Origin of the sequence: Rosenbergiella nectarea (assembly GCF_900111105.1) — a bacterium.
GTDB lineage: Bacteria > Pseudomonadota > Gammaproteobacteria > Enterobacterales > Enterobacteriaceae > Rosenbergiella > Rosenbergiella nectarea.
The window spans coordinates 1-23,170 of sequence record NZ_FOGC01000012.1 but is presented as its reverse complement, the minus strand read 5'-3'; the positions used below and the strand labels follow the sequence as shown (position 1 = coordinate 23,170).

6 protein-coding genes and 1 pseudogene are annotated in these 23,170 nt (G+C 52.3%); all 7 read right to left on the bottom strand.

The features are described from left to right. Positions 1-90 precede the first annotated feature (90 nt). Positions 91-456: a hypothetical protein gene (locus BMX14_RS13480; RefSeq protein WP_092677633.1), complete on the bottom strand. Its 366-nt coding sequence runs from the start codon at positions 454-456 to the stop codon at positions 91-93. Continuing rightward, positions 453-9,557, bottom strand: coding sequence for a hemagglutinin repeat-containing protein (locus BMX14_RS13475; protein WP_177173162.1), 9,105 nt, complete (start codon positions 9,555-9,557; stop codon positions 453-455). The genes BMX14_RS13480 and BMX14_RS13475 overlap by 4 nt, the downstream gene beginning before the upstream one ends. A 14-nt stretch (positions 9,558-9,571) precedes the next feature. Beyond that, positions 9,572-11,281, bottom strand: coding sequence for a ShlB/FhaC/HecB family hemolysin secretion/activation protein (locus tag BMX14_RS13470; RefSeq protein ID WP_177173161.1), 1,710 nt, complete (start codon positions 11,279-11,281; stop codon positions 9,572-9,574). A 188-nt stretch (positions 11,282-11,469) separates the two neighbouring features. Further along, on the bottom strand, positions 11,470-12,645 hold the full coding sequence (locus BMX14_RS13465; RefSeq protein ID WP_092677627.1) for an HlyD family type I secretion periplasmic adaptor subunit: 1,176 nt from the start codon (positions 12,643-12,645) through the stop codon (positions 11,470-11,472). Then, positions 12,642-14,825 (bottom strand): type I secretion system permease/ATPase, encoded by a 2,184-nt coding sequence (locus tag BMX14_RS13460; RefSeq protein ID WP_092677626.1) that lies wholly within the window; start codon positions 14,823-14,825, stop codon positions 12,642-12,644. The genes BMX14_RS13465 and BMX14_RS13460 overlap by 4 nt, the downstream gene beginning before the upstream one ends. 134 nt (positions 14,826-14,959) lie before the next feature. After that, positions 14,960-16,684: an FG-GAP-like repeat-containing protein gene (locus tag BMX14_RS17170; protein ID WP_456238915.1), complete on the bottom strand. Its 1,725-nt coding sequence runs from the start codon at positions 16,682-16,684 to the stop codon at positions 14,960-14,962. A gap of 717 nt (positions 16,685-17,401) precedes the next feature. Beyond that, positions 17,402-23,170 (bottom strand): annotated as a pseudogene (locus tag BMX14_RS13455) (Ig-like domain-containing protein); the annotation flags it as partial.

The following is a 23,170-nucleotide window of genomic DNA, read 5'->3' as shown; positions in this document are numbered from 1 at the left end:
AAGCCCAGTGAGGTGATATGACGCTATCTAAAGCATCTCTATGCTGAGACTTAAAATGAAAGTCCCACCCCCAAGGGTTGAGATTAATTTTCATTTACAGGGATAATTATAATATTTTGGTATTTTATAGTTCTCAGGAAAATCATCCAGACTAGGAATTTTGGCGTAACGATCAATGTCGTCTTTTGTTTGTTCAAAAACGCCAGACATTCCCGATAAAAATGTTGATATACGTAACAATGCTGCTTGCATAGCTAGCTCATCTTTATTTTCATTTGCCTTAAAAAATAACTCTATTGTTGAGTTAATGTTTCTCATATTCCTCTCTAGACTTTCTACAATCGAATAATCCTCAGCTAAATATAGTTCATCCTCATCAAGACCTTTCCCTAACTTATGTTTTAATAAATTTAAATAAATATCCTTAAATTTATCCAACTTATTAATATCAATCATTTTGGCAACCTTCTACCTTCAGCTTTAGCTGCTTTAGTTTTTGCATCATTAAAAGAACCATCAAGATTAAGAACGGCTTTAACTTTTGTTCCTGTACTATCAAAAACTTCAATGTGGTTTTTATGCATCCCATCAAGATAGTACTTATCACCTTTTGCAATATAATCTCCGACAGGTTTTTTCGCTTTGAAAACATTTTGCCCTTGAAAGACCTGACTTGTTTTCTGAGCAGTCTCTTTCATTTGGCTACCAAAACCTGGCTGCCGAAAGAATTCTCCCATATTCCCCACAGCCCCTTGGTTGGGCTGATAAGACTGTTTCGAGCCCTTCCCAATAACACCCAGCGCCGATAAGCCTTTCCCACCGACTGCAGCACCAAACCCTATCGTTTCACCCGCTTCCTTGGTATAGAGCGCAACCTTTACGTATTCCGGCAGTGATTGATAAATCGCTCTCGCGCTTTCTTCATTTTCTGCCAGTACAAATCTATCCAACTGCGATAAATCGTCACTACTCAAACTTGAGAAGATCGGCAATCGCCTTAAACTGGTCGCAACATCTGTTCCTGCTTCAGCCTCAGCTAATACACCACTTGCACAGAATGGATCACCTGAGCAGCTTTTAGCAACTGCCTCTTCGCGATTCTTTTGACTAATCTCAGCAAATTTTTCATAAACTTCGAGCTTATCGGTGCCATTTTTAGCAGCACTCTCAAGCTCTTTATTGAGCTGAATCACCTCGTTTGAATTCAGATAATTATTCTCAACCGTCACCTTCCCGGTCTGCATCCCTGATACTGCACTCGCCGTATCGCCACCCACCAATCCACCCGCTAATCCTGCGGCTAAACTGGCTAATGCACTGACTTTTTGTTTCTCATCTTCACTAAGCTCAGAAGCTTTTTTACCATAATAGGCTTGCGAAATCATCCCCACCGCCTCGGCGGTCACCGCACTACTGGCTCCCGCTAACGCATTTTCACCTTTCGCCAAGGATAACGCTGCATTCACTACCGCATGCGCCATCAGGTTGGCGGTTTTATTTACCTCTCCGTTGGCAGAGGTCGTTTGGCGATGGATAACCTCGGCTAAATAAGGGGCACTCGCCCCTGCTAACGCCTTAGCAATATCGCCACCCGCCAACCCCTGTATCGCGGCGGTTGAGGCGGTGATGGCTTGCTGTATGGCGCTGCCTGTACCAAATGGCTGGCTGGCTTGTTTGAACTCTACTGTCTCACGCAGCTGTTTATCGGTATAGGTGGGATACTTGGCTTTGGCGGCGGTAAACCCTGCGATATCCCCTTGCGTACGCGCAATATCGGCGGCTTGGTTACCGACCTCACCGATTAGCTGCAGCGTCTGCATCCGTTGCTGCTCTTTCTCCTTATCGAATATCGGGCTAAGCGTCTGGTTGGCATGTTCAACATCACGGCTAAGGTCATCGACATTCTGCTGCTGCTCGGCGGTGTCGTTGATCACTATCGTGCCCTCGCTCACCGCAGCATGGGTGGTTGAGCTGTCGCTTTTTTCCTTATTGCCCGCAACGGCCAATCCATTAGCAAGATTACCGATAAAGTTCGCCATGCCGCCGCCAGTGCTTGCGCCTACGCTCTGGTGTTCGACCTTATAGCCCGCTTGGTTATCGATATCACTAAACCCTAGGGTGCCGGTCTCTAAGCGGTTATGCTCGGCACTGGCAGTCGAGCCAATCACCGCACCATTAAGCTGGGTATGCTCACCGACCTTCACATCAAAGCCACCTTTGCCCGCAAACAGGCCAGTCTGTTCTTGCACACTGTCATAGGCACTGTGCATCTTATCTTGGCTAAGATTTAGGCTGCCTGAAGGGGTCATGGTGCCAAAGGTAAAGCTGCCGCCTGCGCTAGCGCTTTGTTGCTTGGAGTCGTAGCGGTTGCTGTCTTGCTCAGAGGTCAGCGTTAAGTTGCGACCAACCTCCGCCACAATCCGCTCACCGTTAACTTGCGCGCCGGTTAAGGTGGTATCGCGACCGCTGTGTAAGGTGACTTGGCCGCCGCTGTCCAGCGTTGTCTCTTGATGGGTCAGAGAACTGCCGTTCTCCTTACCTTTGCTGGCATTGACGCTGGCAGAAATGCTAATCCCGGCGCTATTGCCGCTGGCACCTATGCCGACACCTAGCGACCCGCCATGGCTGCTATTGTTACCGCTCAGGGTTTCACTGTCTTGGCTGGAGTGCAGCAGAATATCCTGTGCGGCGCTCAGCGTTGTATCACGTCCGGCTTTCAGCTGGCTGCCCGCAATATCGATGTCACCTTGGGTGGCCTGCAACCTTAGGTCGCGCCCAGCGGTGAGCTGGCTACCGGCGTGCGTCTGTTGCACGACTTTCTGCTCGGAGTGGGCGCGTTGATTACCATAGGAGAGGTTAACCCCCATGGCGTCCTTCGGTGTTTGCTGTAGATCATTAAGTTCACTGGCTTGTTTAGCGCTGTAACCCGTTAATACTGATTGGGTCGCTTTTAACGCCGCCAGCCGTCCATTATCTTCCTTAGTCGCCGAATGGGCCTGCTGTGTTGCCGTGTTTAAGGCGCTTCCCACCACGCCACTCAACGCTAGGGTTAATCCACTCGACTTCTGCTCGGTTTTGGTGAGGGCGGTATGGCTATTTTCTGCCGCGCTGATATCGATACGCTTGCCGCTTATCGACATATCTTGGCCCGCCAGCAGATCACTGCCATGCAGGGTCACCTGATTACCGGCCGTCACCGTAACGTTACCTTGACTGCTACCGACCACACTGCCTTTTTGTACATTACTGCGGTCGTCTTGGTCCGTTTTTTGGGATGAGGTGCCGACAGTGAAGCCGATACCACCGGTGCCACTTAGCCCCGATTTCTTCTTCTTGGTCATACTGGTCGAGTGATCGGACTCTTCGGCCGTCGTGATCACCACATCATTGCCCGCCAGTAGCTTAACGGCGTTGTCGCCCACAATATTACTGGCTTCTGAGCGCAGATCATGACCCGCGAGGAGCGTCACCTGATCACCGGACACCGAACTGCTTACCGCGCTGATCTGATGGGTACTGGTAGCCACCTCCGTCGTGGTTTTGGATAAACCATGACGTTTTTTGGTTTTCATATAGGTCGACTGATCCCAGCTATCCTGACCACTGAGTAGCGCCAAATCGTGACCCGCCGTCAGTGTCGCGTCACCCCCTGCAGTCACTTCTGCGGCGCGCAAGGTCATATCGTTCCCGGCTTGCATCGTTAAACTGCCCCCGGCATTGATGACGGAGCCTTGTTCATGGGTCTCTAGGCTGCGGTCATAATCTTTTTTACCGCGGGTGTAATCCGTCGCGTGGCTCTGTTTTACCGTATCAAGGTTCAGGTCATGACCGGCGATCACGCGCGTCGTGCTGTCGCTCCCCTGATTACTGAGGGCGCTAGCGGTCAGCTGAATATCATGTCCGGCTTGCAACGTTAATTGTCCCTGTTGGCCCGTGACCGCTATCCCGGCTTGGCGTCCGGTCCATGCCTCACTCCCCCGTTGGAAGCTCTCGGTTTGGCTCAGGATGTCATGACCCGCCTGTAAGGTAAGTTGATCGCCGCCTAACAACTGGCCGCCACGATTGATAATATCGTTACTCGCCAGCAACTGGGTGGTGTTGCCGCTAATATCACCTAGGTTGAGTAGATTGCTGGCCGAAATCGCGGTCAGCCCGCGCCCAGCGATGGTACCGCTATTGAGCAGATCCTGTGCCGTGGTGATCTGAACGGCATTGCCCGACAGCAAGGCACCTTTGCCACTTAACTGATCCTTGTCGACTCGGGCATAGAGTTTAGGGACGGCCACCAGTTGGGTCGTGCCATCGGATAAGGTGACACGCTCATTGACCATCAACACCATGTCGCTGGTCATCTGTGCCATCTGTTCCGCACTCAATGCCGTCCCCGGGGCGATACCAAAGCGCTCGGTAAAGGCTTTACCACTCGTGAGCAGCGCACGATATTGCGCTTCATCATTGCTATAACCCGTTAAAAACCGTTGTCCAGTCGCTTTCACAATCTGCTCACGCACCAAGGATTGTTCGTAATAGCCATCGCCTAATCGCTTGATAAGCTGGTCTTGATAGATATCACTGCTACTCACCGTGGTTTTCCCCCGCGTAAATTGCGGGTCGGTTTCAACCAGATACTGACTGTCGGTGCCAGGATGAAGCTGGTAGAGGCTCGTAGTGGGTAAGCTCACCGGTACACTGGTGGTGCGGATGACCCAATTCCCCGAAGAAGGGGTCTCTGCCAGTTGTGTCGAGGCATCGACCGGTGCCGGTAGGGTCACGTCGGTCACTAAGTCTTGATGGTCTTGTTGTGCCAAGGCGACATTGGCCAGCAAATTCGACGCCCCCGTGACCTGGGTGGTCGCGTCTTGTGCGGCGATGGTTTGCCCGGCCCCCGCGCCTTGACCTTGTAGCTGTGCGGTGAGATGCAGCGGCACCGTTAACTCACTGATCGGCGGTTGATAGACTTCAGGGCCTTCATAGCGCGTCTGCTTATGCTGTTTACGTCGGCCGCCCGCCAGTCGTTCACCTTGCTGCTCGAGGGTCTGCTTAACCTCGGTTTCCTCGTTATTCACCGCGCCATTGATGACTAACGCCTGCCCCGCCACCACTTGGCTATCTTTGTTATGTAAGTCACTGTTTAAGACTAAGTCGCCACCGCTACGCAGTATCGCGCTCTGTTGATCGCTGACCGTTTGGGCTTTGGTGACCTGATCGAAATTGAAGACGTTAAATCGCCGTCCCGCATCCGTCACGCCAGGTTGGTGGAAATAAATAATGCCATTCCTGGCATCCTGATAGACATAGAGATAGTCCTCTTTGCCATCAATGGTAAATTTGACGCGGTTGCCTTGCGCATCCAGCGCATAACTGCGCCCTTGCGCATCGAAGTTAAACACCACTTTATAGTCGCGAGATTTGGATTTATCGATGGTGGCATCAAACCGATAATGCACGCCATCGGTGCGACCGCAGGCATCTGTCCATTTACGTCCGGTACAAAACTCAATCTCGACCAGATCATTAAGGCTCGACACCGTTTGCAGATCATCGCTGACCGTTAAATGGGTATCACGGTTCTCGATCTGCTTAGCAGAGATCCCTAAGCTTCCCATCGCCTCAATGGTCGCACTGAGGTTATCAACCTGTGTTGCCTGACCCATCAGGCTGCCGTCGGCAGCCAAGGCACCGCCTATCTGAAGATCGCCGTTACTGTAGATCAGGCTATTATCTTGGTTAGTGAGGTGATCGGTGGCGATCAGCAGACTTTCCCGTCCGGCGATGGTTGCCGCTTTATTCTCGAGACTCTCATTCGTCAATAGCGGGGCATCGATGACCAATCGATCACCGTAAATTCTTCCCGTGCCACGATTGTGAAGCTCATCGGCGTGCAGGAACACTTGCCCACCGTCGATTAAGCCTTGATTCTCTAGGTAATGGCTAGTGATTGTGGTGATGCCTGAGTTGATCTCGCCCGTCTGCTGGTTAGTGAGCCGATCACTGGTCAACGTCAGATGCTGGCCAGCCGTCAAGCTACCGCTATTGTTCAGTTGGTGGCCCGCGGTATTGAGCTGCAGGTCGTTTCCAGCCGCCAGTTGGCCATCTTGTTGAAAATCGCTGCCGACCTCTACACTCAGGTTATTGCCACTAGTCACGCGGCCAACCTGTGTGAAATGGCCAAGTGTGAGCACGGCATCACCATTGGCGACAATATCGCCTTGGTCATTATTCAAACTCAAGCCACTGCCCGGCTGTCCTAGCGTTAACTGCCCCTGCGAAGAAATCAGCCCCTGTTGGTTAGCCAAGGTCTCGCTTACCTGTGCGTGCAGTGACTCGCCTGCTCGTAAGCTGCCTTGACGATTATCCAGATTCGCCGCGGTGACGTTGAGGTCCTGGGCTTCGATACCCTGCCCTGCATCGCGTGTGTGCTGATTATTCAGTTGCTGAGTGGACAGCGTGAGCTGTTCTCCCGCCTTAATCAGCCCCTGCTGATTACTGACCGACTCGCTGGCGGTCACCTGCGCAGTGCCCGCGGCATACAGCGTACCCTGATCGTTAATCGCTTGGGCGACCAAGGTAGAGAGATCGGCACCCGACAGCACTTTACCGCCCTGGTTGTCGAGTTGTGTGCCGGTCAGTGACAGGCCTTGAGCGCCTTGCAGTTGCCCTTGTTGATTATTCAGCACTCCCGTTTGCAGAGTAAGACTGCCCCCGGCAAGCAGTTGACCATGCTGATTCGCGAATTCACCTTGCCCCAGATTCACCGAGGTATCACCCCCCGACTGTATTGACCCTTGCTGGTTCTCTAAGCCTTGTAGGGTTAACTGGCTGGTGTCGCTGGCAAGTAGAGACCCTTGTTGATTATCAAGGTGTTGTGCGCTGATGGAGAGGTCGCGGCCCGCGACCACCCCTTGATGATTGTCTAGCTCGCCACTGTTAAGGATAAGCTGACCTGCAGAGCGTAGGCCGAGACTCGAGCCATCCGTGTCGCGATTGGTGAGCGTTTGCCCCTGCGTATTAATGGCGAGTCGATCACTCCCTTGGATCAGCCCTGCCTGGTTCGTTAAGGCTAATGTCTGCAAATCAAGGGTCTTGGCGATCAGCACACCCTGTTGGTTGCTAAGCTGACCACTCTCAATCTGTAAATCGGTGGCGGCACTGATAAGACCTTGCTGGTTATCCAAGCTCTCGTTGAGATGTAAAGCCCCTTGGCCTTGCGTCGACTGTAGCGTACCCCCTTGATTAGTGAGTTGCCCTGCTGTGACGGCGAACCCGCCGCCCGTTTGTAGCACCCCCTGACGGTTATCGACTACGCCGGTCGTGCTTAGGGTTAACGGCCCCTGAACGGCGGTAATACGCCCCTGCTGGTTACTCAGACTCGCACTGTTTAGGCTAACCTGATCACGTGCCGATATTTGTCCGGCGTGGTTGGCGAGGTGACCGTTAGCGTGAAGGGTAACGCCAGACTGCGCGGCCAGAATCTTTCCTTGATCGTTATTCAGTGCATCCGCCGTCAGCGTCAGCGCACCTTGGCTTTGCAATGTTCCGTTCTGATTGTGCAGATCCTCTGTCGTCTTCACAGTGAGCGACCCGGTTTGAGCACTGAGCAAGCCTTGCTGATTAGCGAGTTGTTTCGCGTTAATCGCCAAATCCTGATCGCTAATGACCTCCCCGAAACGGTTATCCCACTGTTCTCCTGTCGCGGTAATCGCTTTGGCAGCCATCAATCCGTTGCGGTTATCGATGGTGTGAGCCTGTAGGTCAAGCGACCCACCCGCTCTAAGGCCCAAGCTATCCGCTTGGGTGTCGGCGTTAGTAAGGGTTCCGCCCTGAGTCGTAACCGACAACCGGTTTGCGGCTTGTACCAAGCCCCCTCGGTTATCGAGATCTTGACTGGTTAGCCTAAGGTCGCTCGCGCTGGCGAGGGTGCCTTGCGTGTTATCGATATGCTGGCTATGCAGCGTCAGCGCCTGAGGGCCTTGTGAAATAATGGCGCCCCCTTGGTTATCCAGTCGTTTCGTCGCGGTGAGATCCAGGGCCTGTGCGACCACTTTTCCCTGCCGATTCGTCAGTTGACCTGGCGTGGTCAGCGTCGCCTGCTGGGCAGCAAGCTGCGCGCGGTCAAGGTGTAAATCGCCTTCCCTAGCCTTTACCATCACCTGATTCGCTTGGGTTTGGCTATCGCTTAGGTCAACCTCTTTACCCTTGAGGATAATCTGATCACGGCTGAGGTGGGTGCCGTGGCTCTGTAACTGTTTTGCGGCGTTAAGGGTAAGCTGGCCTGCGGCCGTCGCCTGACCTTGTGCATCAATACCTGCCCCTAAGGCGCTGCCCTGCTGGTTAGTGAGGATATTCGCTTGCAGTGTCGCATTATGCCCGGCCACTGAGGTCGAACTGGACTGACTGACTAATTTCCCGCTTGCTGAGAGTTGCAGATCACCTTGCGCACGAATTTGCCCGGCATTAGTGATATCACCTTGGCTGGCAACGGTAATATTGCCCGCTGCAGCGATTTGCCCTGAGTTATCCATTCCTGCCGTGTGTAGGGCGACGTTTTGCTTAGCTTGGACAACACCTGTATTGGTCAATTTACCACTGGCATCCAAGGTGAAATGACCTTGTGCCGCGCCGATCTCGCCACGGTTACGCACCCCTACCCCTTGCTCAGTTCCCACGAGCGTAATACGGTTGGCATACATTCCCGCCAAAGCAGCAGTATCGAGTGCAAAGGTGGGGCGTCCCGCAGGATCATCATTTTTTACCTTAACGACGTTGCCGTCCGCATCGGTTTGGTTATGCCCGGTAGTGACTTTGAGATCCCCCGCTTGCACTCGACCATTGACCTCGACCGCACGAGCGATAAGCCGAGTATAGTCTTGTCCCGTGCCGTTCATCCCTGCTCCACTGAGGGTAATTCGTCCACGGTCGACGTCATATCCGGCGATCTGACCATTCTCCAACCGAACTCGCCCGGCGGCTAAGGTGTTGCGCCCTGCGTTGATCACACCACAGCCGCTGCAACTTATTCCCGCCGGGTTAGCAATAATCACATCGGCTTTGTGTCCCGCCACCTCGATAAATCCCCGCAGCTGGCTCGGGTTGGCACTGTTAACCTCATTAAGGATTACTTTGGCCGAGCCCTTCGCCAGCCACGGGTTGCCGGCAACTTGTCCCGCTAACTGCGTTGATGTCGCATGTTGGCTATTGTTTAAAATCGCACCACGTTCGTCTACGTCAAATTGACGATACGTATTGTGAGACAGCCCTTGGCTGTTCGGGGTTCGGATATCCACTTGAGGCAATCCATTACCGGTTCGTTGGACCGTCGGTTGCTGACCCTGCGGGGCATTCGGATCGGCGACGATTCCTGCGGCCTGAGTGGAGGCGCTGATCGCGCCCCCTGCCATGATCAGCGCAAAGGTGAGCGGGCGAAGTGTCGCAATTATCGAGCGTTGCGCAGGTTGACAGTCCGTCGACGGGCCACCCGCACGTCGTGCCAACTCTGACACCACCACTAATCTCTGCAAACAACGGTTAAAAATGATCCGATAACAGTGCTTATTCATCATTCATCCCTGTATTAATACTGCCAATTAAGGCTAAACCCAAAGGTCACCCTGTCAGTCTTGAACCCCTTCGGCTTAGCCAATGGCGTTCCGGCAAAGAGATCATACCCCACCCCCATGCTCGACAAGGCGCCACGCACCCCAATAACACTTCCCGCTAAATGTCGACCAATCAGCGTCGAACCATCACTGCGTCCACCCACTTCACCGTAGTCCGCGCCGAGATAGAGTTCTTGATTTGGGAGCGGCGTCTGCCAGGCAAGTGTGTTTTGCACATACCAGCCATGGCTGGCGCTTAGCGTTCGTTCGCCGTTAAATCCGCGAACTGTCCAACGGTTACCAATCGCTAATTGATCGGGAGAGGTTAACGGCGTAGAACTCTGTTGGCGAAGATAGGTAAATTGGTAGCGGAAGTTCTGGTCGGCCACCTGAAACGGCCAATCCATCCCAAGATTCCAGGTGAAAATTTTACTTTTCGCGGTTGCGCGATAACCCGCTTCATAGTGCTCTTCGTAGGCCGGTAATGCGCCGAACCAACGCGTTCCATGTTGATAATTAACACTGCCATTAAGGGTGATTGGGCCGAAATAATGCCGATGGTCAAGGCCTAATTGCCAAGCACTGGTCCGCCGGTGTTGTACCTCGATTTCGCTACGATCGATATAGTTTTGTAATTCACGGATCAGCAAATTACTGCGTAATGTGGTTTTACCGCTGGCGTTACGCTGGATAACGCGACTCACGCCAACATTAAGATTCTTACTTTTACCGGAGTAGCGAATATCACCGTTATACCCGGCTACATTTTGGACATAGTCATATTCACCGCCCGTGACCTCAAGCAACCAGTAACCCAGCGGGACCGAGTAGTGACCATTGATATTTTTACTCTGCTTATGCCCTTTAAACCCAATATCATGGCTGGCAGAGAGGTAGAGTAAATCGCTCAGTGCAAAAGGATTATCTAGGGCGAGCATCCCACCGACTTGCGTGCGGCCGGTACTTTTGGTTCCAGAGTCGTCGGCCCAAAGGTTGACACGCCATATTTTCGACTGTCTACGGGTAATGACCACATCACTCTCACCTTCTTTCTCACCCGGGACAATTTCCATCGAGTCCTCAACAGTGGGCAGTCGCTGTTGGTTTTCCAGCCCTTGCTCGATATCGCGCAGGTCCAATAATTTTTCAGAGGAGGCGGGCACTGAACTCCCCAGTACTGCACGCGAGTCAGACCCTGACGTGTAACGAACTTGGCCCAACGTCCCCGCGACGATCGACAGGGTTAATTCACCCTGACTGAGATCTTGGGCGGGGACCAACACCCGCGACGTCACCCATCCATGGGTAATTAACCGGTTTTGTAAGCGCCCCATCAATTGATTGATCCCTTGCACCCCAAGACAGTGCCCCACCCCCTGATTCACTATCGACTTGGCCCTGAACCACCAAGGCAAGGAATCGGTTCCAGTCAGGTTCACTTTTTTTATAACAAAGCAGGGACTTTCCTGAACAAAGGGGCCTTCGACATTTTTGGGTAGCGACTTATCGAGAGAGATATCGGGTGCTGCCGGGGTTAACTGTGCTTCTTTTGCCGATTGCTGCGTCTGGATATGTTGCTGTTGCTGGTCGATAAAGGGAGCGGCGTGAACTAATGAGGTGAAACCTGTCAAACCGGCGGTGATCATTTTTGCAGTATAAAAAGAGGTCTTCGTCCTTGATGGCATACTCGACTCTGTATAATAACAATTCGTAAAGAAAGGTGAAATTTTGCGTAAAAATATAACAAAAAATTAAAGTCGGCAACATAACACTGGCCAAAATGGATATTTTTTGACCTAAATCAAGACTACCGTGATAAGAAGAAAATCTTCAACGGCGGTCAGGTAAATCCTTTTACCTGACCTGGGAGGTTTTAGCGTTCGCGCAACGCTTCTCTCGCCTTGTTGAGAGGCTTAATTAAGTATTGCAGCACGGTTTTATGACCCGTTTTGATATCGACCGTCGCAATCATCCCTGGAAAAATGGGGAACTGCTTATGGTCTCGATTTTCAAGATGATTGCTAGACGTACGGATATAGACGCGATAGTAGAAAATATCGCGTTTCACCTCATCTTGAATCGTATCGGGCGATATCATGGTGACCTCTCCCGGTAATCCGCCAAAAATCGAGTAATCATAAGCGGTAATTTTTACCATCGCTTTCTGGCCTGGATGAATAAAGGCCACATCACGGGGAGAGATTTTTGCTTCGATAACCATTTGATCATCAAGCGGCACCAAGGTCATCAACTTACCATTGGGTGGAATAACGCCGCCTACGGTGGTCACATCAATATCTTTAACAATGCCACGTAAGGGGGCATTAAAGGTTAAGCGAGTGAGTGAGTCTTCCCGCCCACGCGTGACCGATCGTTGCGCTTCAATTTCTTCATTGGCTTTCGCTAACTCTTCACGGGCTTTCACGTAATACTGGTTTTGCATCTCGGTAATCTTACTTTCGAGATCGTTTTTCTGCCGCTGCAAGCGTAGGACTTCCACGTTGCTGGCCGCACCCAGTTTCACCAAAGGCTGCGTCATGGTCAGTTCCCGTTGCACTAACACCACCCCTTCGCGTAATCCCGCTAACCCCTTCGTTAAACTGGCGCGTCGTGATTCATACAGCGCGGTTTCTTGTTTAATCAAGCCACTGTCATTCATGATCTCTGGAGGAAAGGTCAAAGGTGTGCCATTGACTTCAGCATTCAACCGCGCCGCCGTCGCCAGCGCGGCATTCAGCCTAGATTCACTCTCCATCACACTATATTGCGTTTTAGTTCGATCTAATTGGGCAAGCGGTTGACCTTGCTCAACAATATCCCCTTCCTTCACAAATAATTTATGCACAATCCCGCCTTCTAGTGATTGAATGACTTGTTCGTGCGAGGAGGGAACCACTTTACCGTTGCCGGTCGTCACTTCATCTAAGTGAAAGAAGCTTGCCCAGGTGATAAATACACAGAGCAAGGCAAAAAGGCTCCAGGCCACTAAAGTCGAACGCGGCAGTTTCGGTTCACGTAATCGGCTGTTAAATTTGCCTAACTCACTCATGAGTTCGCCTCCTGCTCTGAAGGGGGGGTATTGCGCAAGGTCACACGACGCGTCGGGGAAGCCGGACGGGCTAACCCGCTCTGTTGGAGAATGGCATCGCGCGGGCCATCTTTGATAATCTTACCGTTTTCGAGCACGATAATCCGGTCCACCAGTTCCAATGCGGCCAATCGATGGGTCGCTATCACTAAGGTCTTAGTCGGGTTAAGCCATTGGCGTAACGCGTGGATAAAATGCTGTTCACTCATCTCATCCAAGGAAGCCGTCGGTTCGTCCAATAACAGAATCGAGGGAGAGGTCAATATAGCGCGCGACAATAACAATGCCTGACGTTGCCCTCCTGACATGCCAAAGCCCCCTTCATTGACCATCGCATTCAGGCCCAATTTTTGGTTGCGCACAAAGTCTATCGCGCCACTGAGGGTCAGCGCATGATGGATCTCTTCGTCACTGGCCAACGGGTTACCTAGCGTAATATTGTCGCGAATCGAACCGAAAAATAGCCGTGCGTGCTGCGTCAATAATTGCATATCACGCCGTACATCGGCGGGATCAAGATGTGCCAGCGCGATATCGTCTAACAAGATACTGCCCGCCTGCGGTTCCTGCATGGCGGCAAGCAATTGCAGTAAGGTACTTTTACCCGACCCGTTACGTCCCAGTAGCGCAATTTTCTCGCCCGGTTTAATGGTGAGTTGCGCAAGGCTGATCACTTCTGTTTTCTCTTCTTCGTCATAGTAAAAACTGACGTTTTTCAACTGGTAGTGGCCTTGTAGATGAGATTTATGGACACGTTTACTGGCCAGAGGATCGTCGATCGGGCGCTGCATTAAATCATCGAGTCCTTTACGGGCGACTTTGGCGGATTGCCAACGCGATAATACGCCAGAAATTTGTGAGAGCGGCGCGATGGTCCGTGACGCGAGAATAGACGTCCCCACGAGTGCCCCGGTGGTCATATCGCCACTCATCACTAAATAGCAGCCGACCAGCAGTACCACGGCATAAACAATCGATTGGACCTCTTGTGTCCAGGTCATCAGTAAGCCTGTTAACCAACGTTGTTTCATGCCGACCGTCGCCGCCACGTCATTGGTGTTGTTCCACTGGTTTTGAAAGCGCTGCTCCGCACGCATGAGTTTTATATCTTCAATGCCTTGTACCGCTTCAACCAAGGTGGCATTACGGATCGCCGACTCACGCATGCCCTCTGCCGATAATTTGGCTAAGGGGATTTGAATCAATAACCCCGGTATCACTAACAGTGGCACGGCTAATAACACCACAAATGCCAATGGTCCACCGATCATCCACAAGATCGCCACAAAGAATAAGAAGAACGGTAAATCGGAAAAGGCCGAGATGGTGGTCGAGGTGATCAGTTCACGCACCGACTCCAGCTCCCTTATTTGTGAGATAAATGACCCGGTCGAGCGAGAACGCATACCGTTTTTAATGCGCAACGCATGGGCGAACACTCGTTCAGAAATGCGTAAATCGGCGCGCTTACCGATCACATCCGAGATATGCACACGCAGCATACGCATTGTAAATTCGAATAATATGGCAATCATTACCCCACTAAACAGCACCCACAGCGTGGGCACAGACTGTGCGGGAACCACACGATCATAGATTTGCATTGAAAAAATCATGCCTGAGAGCGCCAATACGTTCGCAACCAGTGCAACGATCATGATATCGCTGTAGCGACGCCAGTCTTTTAGAGCCAGCTGCCAGAACCAATTTTTTTCATAAGGTTTAATATAGTCATCGACTCGCGCATCACGTACCGATTCTGTCGGGCGTAACACGATAACGCGTTGTAGCCGTGTCGCGAGTTCCTCGCGCGTCAGCGTGGTCTCTAAGCCTTGTTCGCCGCTAAATTGTAAGGTAAGCGAGCCGCTATCATCCATTTTGGTGATAACGGCAATTTGTTGTTCGCTCAATTCTACGACCAAGGGCAATCGCCAGGGGTCGAGAAGACGAGGGTCCGCCGCCACGGTTCGCAGATTAAGACCCAGTTGTTTTGCCATATCTTCCAATACCCACTGTTCGGGGGACTGGCTTTCATGATTGATGGTCATCCGGACATGTTCTTGAGAGAAATCCAGACGATAAAATTTTGCAACACTCAACATCGCCTGCAACCAAGGCTCATAGTGCGGATGCGTTTTCATAACTAAACCCTACTCTAACAACTCAATAATTGTCCCCGCCGAGGGGGGACTTCTAGGTTAACGAAGCACCCCCTCGGCGAGGACGGTAAGAAAGGAAAAAGAGTCCCCATGGGTTGCCCCATGGGGAGAGGCGACTACACCACTAACAGCTGGTGATTGGCCAGTAAGGTTGCCAAGTCAGTCTGCACCCCATTAAGAGTGACTACCGTGGTGGCATCAAACTGACTACCCGTTCCATCTCTGTCGATCTGGATCTCGGTGTTGCTCCCAGTGTGAACAACATGCAAGTAATCGGTGATATTACCGGCACTCGCCCCAAGGGTTGCCACGCCGTCAACGTAACTGGCTGAACCGTCCCCTGTATAGCCCGAGCCACTTAATAGCTCCCTTAGGTCGATACGATCAGTGTCTGCGGTCGACTCCCAGGCACCGACTGTAAAGCCATTCACCACATCGCTACCGTTACCGCCTGTCGCATCAGCGCTGTTGATCAACTTATACAGCATCGTATCGTGACCCCCATTGCCGATATTAAAGGTGTCATTCCCGCCGCGACCTTCGAATTGGTTATCTCCTTTACTTCCGGTAATAACATCATTGAAGTCCGAGCCGTTGATCCCTTCGATATTGACTAAACGCGATGTGTTGAAGCCGGTGTCTTGTGCCGACGAGATACTAAGATCGACATTGACTCCCGCGGTGGCATTACGATAGTCCACCACGTCGACCCCACCGGTGGTGCTCCAGCTATCGTGATCAGAACGGGTCGTCCAGCCACCGCCGCCGTTATAGGTATAACTTCCCTCTTCTGCGACGAAGGTGTCGTTATAGCCTGTTCCGGTCAGGGTACCGCTATGACCGCCCGTTGCCGCATCCGCCGTTAAGGCATAGCTCTCTTTTCCATTACCCGCTTCGAGGTTATTCCAGGTGACATTGTCCGACTTCCCATTAGTAATTTTTACTAATTGAGCCGAATAAGTATCATTAGGATTTAAGCCATAGAAACTTACTAAAGCTGAAGTGTCGTTCACACCAACGCCTGACTGGGCATTGATAATTTGTGAGGCCACTAACTTACCAGCGGAGTTGTATAGATTAACAGTATTTCCATAAAAAACATTGATCCCTTCACTGTCTACGATGCGTAAATGCATGGCCGTGCCATCAGCAATCTTATTATTGTTCTGGATCAATACCACTTTGCCGTTCTGCTGAGAAACCAGCAGGTCTTGGGTACCGTTCCAGTCATAATCCATTGCTGCAATACCCGTCACGTTGACAAGCTTACTGGCCAAGTTGCTGGCCGTGAAACTCGCCCCATGATTATTATTGATAAACAGCGTGGCAGTTTGCGCGCCACCATAGGTGCTGAACTTCACCACATCCATTTGCCCATCACCATTCCAATCGACAGCGGTAGAGAGATACCCCTGCGTTGCACCGGTTGATTCAACCGCCGTACCGGTGGTGGCCAGTTTTCCTTTACCGTCATTGTAATAAATGAGTCCCGCGTTGCCTTTGTAACCGCTGGCGATATACAGGTCCATGTAACCATCGCCATTAAAATCCGCCCAGGTCATGGACGCAGCATTATTACTGTTCGCACCATTTCCAACAAATACACCGGTAACATCTTGTCCCACCGCTAAGGTGCCATCGCCTTTGTTAGTGATAACCGTCATGGTGTAATTTCCACTGCGGTTAGTGTGTTGCACAATATCCACCGTACCGTCATTGTTCAGATCGACCCCGGAAATTTCACGGCCGGAATCAAACTGCCCGTAGAAGCTACTCTCACCACCGGTCCCATCTGGCGTCAACACACCTTTGTTGTTGTTCAGATAGGTTAAGGAGTCCATCCCCGCATCACCGTAGGCGAGATCAAGATAACCATCCCCTGTCCGGTCATAGGCCATAACTCCACCATAATAAATGGTGGTGCCCATCGCTAATTGTGAACCGTTATAATTACTGCCGTCGAAGGTCCAGGTAATCTGGGTACTGTTACCATAGTCTGTTTCAGTCCCATAGAGGGTCTGTACACCACTACGGTTAACATCGGCACCCGTCATATTTACCAGCGCGGCCCCCCGGGTGTTAGTCAATTTGTTGTCGTCATAGCTAGAAAGGTCAGTGCCATTATAAATCTGGCCATTTGCGCCGATCGTCCATAACCCTTGACTATTCGTCCCAATAAGCATGCTCGAGTTATTACCTGCACCGGCAGCCGTTGCCCAGTCGGTATTAACGCTTTCGGTATTCACCACCAAGGTCCCATGTGCCAACCCTGTGGTATTACCATTCCCCGCACTACTCTTAATTTCCGCAGTAACATCGTAGCTGTTAACCGCCAATGCACTACTGTCAGGCACCTGCAAATACCAAGTGTTATGGGCATAATCGACAACAACCGCTCCCCCCTCTTCGGAGGTATAAGTTTTTCCGCCCACCGTGACTTGGATATATTCACCGTGCTCTAGGGTGGCCGAAACCGTCCCGTTGATAATAGGCGTCGTATCGGAAGTCGTTACCGCATTGATGGTCGCGACTGTGGTAGGGACAGACGTGTCCACTTTCAGGCCAAAACTTGTAGAGTCGGTATAGTTACCGGCGAGATCCATCACACGAACAAAATAGCTGTGTTTACCATCAGATAAACCGTTATCTTGATATGTCCAGTGTGTCGAATCAGTCATTGTCACTAAGCCGATTAACACACCATCACGGAATAGCTGAACGATGTCTCCTTTTCCAACTGCTTGGCTTAGCGTGCCATTAATCACAGGTGCGGTATCGTCGGTCGCAACCTTAGAACCAAAGTTTCCTTGACGCTCACCTTGATCATCGGTGTAACTCACTATACTGCCTTGGCTTGCCGGTGCGGTGGTATCGACGGTGACCGTTTGATCCGCGACCGATCCAACGTTGCCTGCTTGGTCAATAATGCGGACTTGATATTGATAATCGCCATCCGCGAGGGTACGACTATCACTGTAGGTCCACTGTTTATTGGTGACCGTGGTATCAACCCAGGTTTGCCCGCCATCAAGACTAATCTGCACTCGCTCATCACTGGCCAATGCACTGCCAAGGGTGCCTCTCAGGGTCAGGGTTTGATCCATAGTGATGAAATCACTGGCAGACTGCCCGGTATCATCGCTAATGCCATCAATAGTAATGCCATAGTCAGGGGCTGTGGTGTCGACCGTGACTTTCTGCGACGTGGTCGACCCGATATTACCCGCTTCGTCAATCACCCGAACTTGGTAGTTATAAACACCATCGGTTAAGGTGCGACTCTCTTGATAGCGCCATGATGTGCCGTCAACGCTCGCATTGGTCCAGGTTTTACCCCCATCTATACTGACTTGAACGTATTCTTTAGCTTGTAAAGCTTTCCCTAACGAACCTTCCAAGGTGTACGAGGTTTGATTCGTTACATAATCATGCGCATCAAAACCACTGTCGACAGTAATATCGTCAACCGTGACTTTCTCCGCCACGTCTGGCGCAACGGTATCGATAGTCACCTGTTGATGGGTAAAGGCCCCTACGTTACCGGCAGCATCAACGACACGTACCCAATAGGTATAGTTGCCATCAGTCAACGTACGGCTATCGGTATAGTTCCATTGCGTACCGACCACATTGACGTTCTGCCACGTTTTTCCGTTATCGAGGCTGATCTGCGCGTACTCATTTGCCGACAGCGAAGCCCCTAACGATCCTTTCACCGTGAGTGAGGTATCGCTGGTGATAAAGTCATTACTGTGCAGCCCGGTATCCTGATCGATACTATCGATGGAGATCGTTTTCGAGCTATCAGGGACTTGGGTATCGACGGTAACCACTTGGCTTGCCGTTGCACTGATATTGCCTGCATCATCGATCACCCTAACTTGATAGTTATATTTCCCATCGGTTAACGTGCGACTATCGACATAAGTCCAGGTTTTGCCACTGACGCTGACGTCCACCCAGGTTTTCCCCCCATCGATGCTGACTTGTGCATGGTCATATTTGCCCAGCTCTGCGCCCAAGGTTCCGGTCACGGAAAGCTGCGTATCACTGGTAATGAAATCATGATCCGACAGACCTGTATCCTGAACGATCGCATCAATCGTGATCGTGGCCGCATCCGGCGCCGTAGTATCGATAACCACTTTTTGCTCTGCGGTCGCACCGACATTGCCTGCATCATCGATAACGCGAACTTGATAGTCCCAAGATCCGTCCGCTAAGGTGCGCCCATCACTAAACGTCCAGGTATTACCCGTGACGGTAAGGTTCTGCCAGGTTTTTCCACCGTCCAGACTGATCTGAGCATGTTCATCATCCGCCAAGGCTGCCGATAATTTACCGTTCAGAACCACTTTGGCATCGTTAGTGATGAAATCTGTGGCACTCAGCCCAGTATCATCTTGCAGTGCATCGATGGTAATGCCCATACTCGGCGCAGTAATGTCAACGTTAATGCTATGGGAGACCGACCCACTGTTGCCGATGCTGTTAGCCACCTGTGCTTGGATGGCATAAGTTTCACCATCCGCGAGAGCAGTAATATCCTTACTACTGATCGTGGCTTGCCAATTTCCTTTATCATCAACGACTGCAGTATAAGTCTTACCATTTAACGTAATGGAGACGTGTTGGCCTGCCGGTGCCGTGGTGGTACCACTGACGATCAACGGTTGGCTATGTTCCGCCGCATTAACCACGTCATCTGCCGCAAAGGTATCGATGGTTATCGTCGGCACGTCACCATTAAGCGTTACCGTATGGCTTGCTTGGCCTGGGTTACCCGCTTTATCACTGACTGTAGCAGTAACGGTGTAATCACCATCACGTAACCCCACGAGGTCTTGAGCCGAAACTTTAACCGACCAATTACCCTCTTTATCCACTGTGGTGGTGTAACTGTGACCATTAAAGGTCACGGTTACTGACTGCCCCGCTTCCGCCGTCGAGGTTCCGCTGAGTGTTTGCCCCGCTTTCTGCTCATCGCTATTGATGATGTCATCGCCTGCAACGGTATCGATAGTGATGGTCGGTGCTTGCGTATCGACGGTTAAATCATGAGAGGTATGACCTTCATTCCCGGCGACATCCGAGACGGACACGCTGACGGGGTTTACGCCTTGAGCAAGTCCTTGTAAATCATCACTCGCTACCGATAACTGCCAAGATCCATCAGCCTTCACTGTAGTGGTGTAGCTATGGCTGCCTAAGGTCACCGTAACCGTCTGGCCCGCCTGCGCCGTAGTACTGCCACTTAACACCAGCGGCTGTTGTTGCTCGGCAGCATTAAGCACATCATCCCCCGCAACAGTATTAATACTGATTACCGGTGCCGTGGTATCGACCGTAATTGAATGCGAGGCCTGCGCGCTATTTCCTGCACTGTCAGCTGCCGCTACGCTGACTAGATAGTTACTGGCATCTTTCAGCGCCGCAACATCTGCCGCCGGAACCTCTAGCTGCCAATGCCCTTTAGCATCGATCGTCGCGGTGTACTGTTTCTGGTTAAGGGTAACCGTTACCGTTGTGCCCGTGGCAAACTGCGTACTGCCCCCTTGCACCGTCAGAGCTTGTCCCGCCTCTGTAGCATTAATCACATCATCCTGTGCGACGGTATCAAGGGTTAAGCCCACTTCGGCTGAATTAACCACGACTTCATGACTTTGCTGACCAACGTTCCCCGCACTATCCGTGACCGTGGCCGTGATGCTTACCGTGCCATCTTGTAAACCGGCGATCACCGAGGCAGGTACCCCAACACTCCAGTTGCCTGCGGCATCCAGTACCGTGGTATAGGTTTTACCCGCGAGGGTCACCACCACGTTATTACCCGCTTCGCCACCGGTCGCACTGCCACTGATAATCTGTGCTTGGGAATGTTCTGCAAAACTAATAATGTCGTCACCGGCGACCTTATCGAAGGTGATCACTGGCGCGTGCAGATCCACTTGGACAGTATGGCTGGCGTCAATACCGTTACCCGCCTTATCCGCAACGCTTGCACTGATGGTAGTTTGTCCATCGCTGAGCGCTTGCAGATCCGCTGCCGGCACGCTGACCTGCCAATGACCTTGCGCATCGACGGTGGTCTTATAGTCCTTACCGTTCAGGCTAACCGTCACTTCTTGGCCCGCTTGCGCCGTGCTGCTGCCGCTGATCAGCTGGTCGCTGCCCGCTTCTTTGGCATTCAGCACATTGTCTTGCGTTAGGTTATCGATGGTCAGGCTCGGTGCCACGGTATCGACCAGGATCTCGCGGCCCGCTTGCGCGCTGTTACCGGTTGGCGTGGTGACGCTCACCTCGACATTGCGTATGCCATCGTAAAGCCCAGACATATCCGCCGCCGGAACGGTTACCGCCCAGTTGCCCTTACTATCCACTGTAGTGCTGTATTGATGACCTGCAAATGTCACGGTCACCGTGCTGCCTGCTGCCACCTCGTGGGTGCTACCGCTTAATGCCAGATCCTGCCCTTTTTCGGCCGCATTCAGCATATCGTCACCGCTGACGGTATTGATGCTGATCGCCACTTCGGCTAGATCGACGGTGACGGGGTGCAGGATAGCCACCGGGTTACCGGCACTGCTTTCGCCACTGACCGCGATTTGTAGAGGGCCTGCCGCCCAAGCGCCAACATCGCTGCTCGGCACTGCCGCGCTCCACGACCCATCCGCCAGCACGGTCGCGCTGTAGGTCTTACCGTTAATGGTGACGGTTAAGGCACTGTTGGCAGCGATCCCTTGGCTCGAGCCGCTGATGATCAGGTTTTGGTTATGCTCAAGGGTGTTGACGATGTCATCACCCGCCACGGTATCGACCCGTAAGCCCGGCAAGTTCGCATCGATGCTGATCGCATGCTCGCTATGACCGGTATTACCGGTTTTATTGGTGACCGACGCATCAACCGTCAAGGCACCGTTGCCCATCGCGGTCAGATCGTCACTCGGTACCTTAACGCTCCAGGTTAGATCCTTCGCCACGGTCGCGGTGTAAGTCTTACCGCCCAGTTGAACGGTCACGGTATCGCCCGCCGCCGCACCACTGACTTTACCGCTCAGGGTTTGCCCTGCGGCCAGCTCGCTAGCGTTGATCACATCATTGCCAGCAACGGTATTGATGGTAATGGTCGGTGCTTCCCCACCAACAGTGATGGTGTGGGTTGTGCTAGCACTGTTCCCTACATCATTGGTCGCTGACGCGCTGACGGAGTAGATCGCTTCACCCAGATTCGCCACATCGGCGGCAGGTACCACGGTGCTCCACTGTCCTTTATCATCAACGGTGGCGGTATAGTGCTGACCGTTAAGGTTAATGGTGACTGTCGCGCCCGAGGTTAATCCGGTCGCTTGGCCACTAATAGTGATATCTTGGCCTTTCTCCGTGCTGTTGATGATGTCATCGCCAGCAATGGTATTGATGGATAAGGTTGGCAGTCCTGTGTCCACCTTAATATCGTGGGTGGTGCTTCCGACATTGCCCGCACTGTCCGTCACGGTGACCGCAATACTGACGCTACCGTCTTGCAGACCCGCAATAACTGAGGCCGGGACACCGACACTCCAGTTGCCTGCGGCATCCAGTACCGTGCTGTAGGTTTTGCCCGCGAGGGTCACCACCACGTTATTACCGGCTTCGCCTCCGGTCGCACTGCCACTGATAATCTGTGCCTGTGCATGCTCGGTGACGTTGATGACATCGTCACCCGCCACCTTATCGACGGTGATCACCGGTGCTTGCAGATCCACTTGGACATTATGGCTGGCGTCAATACCGTTACCCGCCTTATCCGTAACGCTTGCACTGATGGTGGTTTGTCCATCGCTGAGCGCTTGCAGATCCGCTGCCGGCACGGTGACCTGCCAATGACCTTGCGCATTGACGGTGGTCTTATAGTCCTTACCGTTCAGGCTAACCGTCACTTCTTGGCCCGCTTGCGCCGTGCTGCTGCCGCTGATCAGCTGGTCACTGCCCGCTTCTTTGGCATTCAGCACGTTGTCTTGCGTTAGGTTATCGATGGTCAGGCTCGGTGCCACGGTATCGACCAGGATCTCGCGGCCCGCTTGCGCGCTGTTACCGGTTTGCGTGGTTACGCTCACCTCGACGTTACGCTGTCCGTCGTAAAGCCCAGACATATCCGCCGCCGGAACCGTCACCGCCCACTTGCCGTCGCCGTCGACCGTAGTCGTATATTGATGACCTGCAAATTTCACGGTCACCGTACTGCCTGCTGCCACCTCGTGGGTGCTACCACTCAACGCCAGATCCTGCCCCTTTTCGGCGGCATTCAGTACATCGTCACCGCTTACGGTATTGATGCTGATCGCCAC